At 62.8% G+C, this 3,125-nt stretch carries 2 protein-coding genes; both read right to left on the bottom strand.

Translation table 11 applies throughout. The features are described from left to right. Window positions 1-266 precede the first annotated feature (266 nt). Window positions 267-2,024 carry an arginine--tRNA ligase gene (gene argS, locus EN991_RS29380; RefSeq protein ID WP_064993663.1) on the bottom strand — a complete coding sequence of 586 codons (1,758 nt, stop codon included), beginning with the start codon at window positions 2,022-2,024 and terminating at the stop codon, window positions 267-269. A 75-nt stretch (window positions 2,025-2,099) separates the two neighbouring features. Further along, a partial coding sequence (locus tag EN991_RS29375; RefSeq protein ID WP_127370057.1) for a deoxyguanosinetriphosphate triphosphohydrolase occupies window positions 2,100-3,125 on the bottom strand: 1,026 nt, incomplete at its 5' end.

The raw sequence follows: 3,125 nt of genomic DNA, 5'->3' as shown, positions 1-3,125 counted from the left end.
CTTCGAGCCCGCGATCGGCGGCTGGGGCCTGCGGCTGGGCGGGCGATTGCGGCCTGACCGGCTGGCGCGGGTCGAATCCCATGATCCTGGTCAGTTCCGCGAACGGATCATCCTCAGCGATGTCGTTGTTGTCGGCTACTCTCAGCTGGGTTCTGTCTGCCATTATTGTTCCCGAACTCGCACTCATTCGGACGCCATGGACGTCGCGTAGGGTTGGCCCTTACCAGCGCAATGTGGGCAAAAGGTGACAGGTTATTTAGTCAAACCTAACGCATTTCAGTGGGCGCGGCGGCCCCGATCAACGTCAGGCCGGACGTCAAAACGTCCGAAACAGCCTGCACCAGCCCTAGTCTGGCATGCGTCAATTGTCGGTCGTTAACCTTAACAAAACGTAAGTCCGGATTATCCGTGCCACGGTTCCAGTGCCCGTGGAAGCTGGAAGCCAGATCATAGAGGTAAAATGCCAGCCGATGCGGCTCGAGCGCAAGGGCGGCGGACTCGATCAGCCGCGGGTATTCGGCAAGCTTGCGGATCAGGCCGATCTCGCCCTCGTCGGTCAGCAATGCCGCGGCCGACGCCAGGCTGTTGCGGTCGAAATTGGCTTCGCCCAGTTGCTCGCTCGCCTGCCGGAACACCGAATGACAGCGCGCCGAGGCGTACTGGACATAGAACACCGGATTGTCCTTGGACTGCTCGGTCACCTTGGCGAAATCGAAATCCAGCGGCGCATCGTTCTTGCGATAGAGCATCATGAAGCGGATCGCGTCGCGGCCCACCTCCTCCACCACTTCGCGCAGCGTCACGAAATCGCCAGACCGCTTCGACATGCGCACCGGTTCGCCCTCGCGAAACAGCTTGACCAGATTGCACAGCAGCACGGTGAGCTTGACCTCTTCGCCGGCAATCGCCCGCGCCAGAGCCTCCAGCCGCTTGACGTAGCCGCCATGGTCGGCGCCGAGCACATAGATCAGGTCGACGAAGCCGCGATCGACCTTGTCCTTGAGATAGGCAACGTCGGCGGCGAAATAGGTGAATGAGCCGTCCGACTTGACCAGCGCCCGGTCCATGTCGTCGCCGACCGCGGTCGAGCGGAACAGCGTCTGCTCGCGGTCCTCCCAATCGTCGGGTTTCTCGCCCTTGGGCGGCGGCAGCTTGCCCTTGTAGATATGGCCCTTCAGCGTCAGATCGTTGATCGCGGAGCGGATCTTCCTGGCATTGTCGGCGTGCAGCGTGCGCTCGGAGAAGAACACGTCGTGATGCACGTTGAGCATCGCCAGGTCCTCGCGGATCATCGCCATCATCGCATCGATGGTGCGATCCTTGACGATGGCGAGCGCCTCGTCATCGGGCATCTGCAGCAGCGAGCGGCCGAATTCCGCGACCAGCGCCTGACCAACTGGCACCAGGTAATCGCCCGGATAAAGCCCGGCCGGAATCTCGCCGATGTCGTCACCCAGCGCTTCGCGGTAACGCAGGAATGCGGAACGGCCGAGCACGTCGATCTGCGAGCCGGCGTCGTTGATGACGTATTCCTTGGTCACGTCGTAACCGGCGAAGGCCATCAGATTGGCAAGTGCATCGCCGACGACAGCACCCCGGCAATGGCCGACATGCATCGGTCCGGTCGGATTGGCCGAGACATATTCGACATTGGTCTTCCTGCCGCCGCCAACCATCGAGCGGCCATAGTTGCGGCCCTCGCCGAGCAGTGCGGTCAGATGTGTCTGCCAGAAGCCGTCCTTCAGCCTGAGATTGACGAAACCGGGGCCGGCCACCTCTGTTGCCGCGACATCCTTGTCGTCGCGCAGCGCCTGCGCCAGTCTTTCGGCCAGCGCGCGCGGGTTCTGGCCGGTCGGCTTGGCCAGCACCATTGCCGCATTGGTCGCCAGGTCGCCATGGCTGGCGTCGCGCGGCGGCTCAACGGCAATGCGCGACAGGTCAGGCGAAATGCCGTCTTTGTCTTTCAGATCAAGCGCTTCGACGGCTTTTATGATTCGCGCGGTGAAATCGGCGAAGATGTTCATTTGTGTGACTCTGGGGTCTGGCTCTGGCGGCTTTGCAGCGAATCCGGCTCGTTGGCCGGCAAAATCGAGCCCGCCCTAGCCCAATTCAGGCGTATGGTCAAACAAACGCCGGTGTTCCTTGAGCGCGTAGGTGTCGGTCATACCCGCCAGGAAGTCGGCGACGCTGCGCGCCTTGATGCGATCATCGGCCCGATCCAGCCCCTCGCGCCAGCCATCCGGCATGGCGCGCGGATCGGCGAAATAGGCGTCGAACAGATCCTTGACGATCTGCTCGGCATCCGCGCGCACCCTCATAACCTCCGCGTGCCGGTAGAGGTGCTTGTACAGAAAGGCCTTCAGTTCCTTCTCCAGGGCAGCCATTTCGGCCGAGAAAACCACCATCGTCTCGCCAGCTGCCCTCACTGCATCGGCGCTCCGCGGCCTGATGCGATCGAGATTGGCGGTCGTCGACCTGATCACGTCCTCGACCATGGCCGTTATCTGCCGCCGCATCAGTTCGTGGCCGGTGCGCGCGGCATCGAGGGAGGGATAGCGTTCGCGCACGCCTTTCAGGATCGTTCCCGGCAGCGAAACCGTCTCCAGCATGTCCAGCGTCAAGAGTCCTGCCCTCAACCCGTCGTCGATGTCATGCGTGTTGTAGGCGATATCGTCGGCGATCGCCGCGCATTGCGCCTCGATGCCGGCGAACCGGTCGAGTTCGAGATCGTGCAGTTGCGAATAATCACGGATCGCCTGTGGCACCGGCCCTTTCAGACCCTTGCCGTTGGCATCCGTCAGCGGCCCATTGTGCTTGACCAGGCCTTCCAGCGTTTCCCAGGTCAGGTTGAGCCCGTCGAATTCGGCGTAGCGCGCCTCCAGCCTTGTCACGATGCGCAGCGATTGGGCGTTGTGGTCGAAGCCGCCCCAGGCGGCCATCTTCTCGTTGAGCGCGTCCTCGCCGGTGTGGCCGAAGGGCGTGTGGCCGAAATCATGCACCAGCGCCACCGCCTCGGCCAGATCCTCGTCGCCGCGCAGCGCCCGTGCCAGGGCGCGCGCTATCTGCGCCACTTCGATCGAATGGGTCAGCCGGGTGCGATAGTGGTCGCCTTCATGGGCGATGAA

Origin of the sequence: Mesorhizobium sp. M7A.F.Ca.US.005.03.2.1 (genome assembly GCF_003997795.1) — a bacterium.
In the GTDB taxonomy this organism is placed as follows: Bacteria; Pseudomonadota; Alphaproteobacteria; order Rhizobiales; family Rhizobiaceae; genus Mesorhizobium; species Mesorhizobium ciceri.
Note: the sequence above shows the minus strand (reverse complement) of the source record. Positions and strands in the feature narration are given on the sequence as shown.